The sequence below is a fragment of the Streptomyces sp. NPDC050619 genome (assembly GCF_040654815.1).
In the GTDB taxonomy this organism is placed as follows: Bacteria; Actinomycetota; Actinomycetes; order Streptomycetales; family Streptomycetaceae; genus Streptomyces.
Window position 1 is genome coordinate 1 of the sequence record NZ_JBFAIR010000199.1, and the last position, 1,024, is coordinate 1,024.

Here is a 1,024-nt window from a genome sequence, read left to right on the forward strand (position 1 = left end):
CGGGGTGCGGGGCCTGGGTTGCTCGGGCTGGTCCGGCTGCTGCCCGGACCGCTCGATGTGCTGGGGCTGGTCGGAGAGCGCGGACTGCCCGTCGCGCGCGGACGCCCCGGCCACGGAGAGGCGAGACGGTTCACGTCGCGCGCCCCCTGCCGACGGCTCCACACACCCGCAGGACGTCCGATGGACGAACGTGCAGGGGAGCCGCACGGTCTGGGCCGGGCGGTCCGGGGCTGCCAGGCGCTCCAGCAGCACGCGGACGGCCTGCGCGCCGATCTCCCTGCTGGGCTGGGCGATCGTGGTGAGCCGGGGCGAGAACAGATCCGCCCAGGCGAAGTCGTCGAAGCAGCACAGGGCGATGTCGTCGGGCACGGACAGGCCGTGGTCACGCAGGGCACGCAGGGTGCCGATGGTCATCGCGTTGTTGGCGGTGATGAGTGCCGTGGGAGGGTCGGTGAGCGACAGCAGGGCCGTGGTGGCTTGTTCGGCGCCGGTGGACTCGGAGTTGCCGGGTACTACGAGTCGGTCGTCGTGGGGCAGCCCGGCGGTGGCGAGGCCGTCCCGGTAGCCGGTGATCCGCTCGTCGGTGGTGCTGAGCCCGGGCAGGCCCGCGACCAGGCCGATCCGGCGGTGGCCCAGGCCGGCGAGGTGGGTGACGAGCCGGGCCATGGGTTCGGTGTTCTCGGCGCAGACCTGATCGAAGCGCGGGGTGCCGGCGGCCTGGCCGGCGGGGTCGGCGACCGACCGGTCCAGGAACACGGTGGGTACGGCATGGCGGCCGAGGTAGGCGACGAGTTCGCGCGGGTCCGCGGAGGGGGCGACGATCATGCCGTCCACGCGTCGCTCGTGCAGCAGCTGGACGACCTTGCGTTCGTGCTCGGGGTCGTCGTGCGGGTCGGCGATCAGCAGGCTGTAGCCCTGTTCCAGGGCGCCGGCCTCGACGCCCTGGAGGATCTCCGTGAAGTACGGGTTGCTGAACGCCGACACCGCGAGCCCGATGGAGCGGGTGCGGGAGGTCACCAGGGAG

General features: G+C 73.0%; 1 protein-coding gene. It reads right to left on the minus strand.

The features are described from left to right. A partial coding sequence (locus AB0I77_RS54005) for a substrate-binding domain-containing protein (RefSeq protein WP_363290402.1) occupies positions 1–1,024 on the minus strand: 1,024 nt, incomplete at both ends.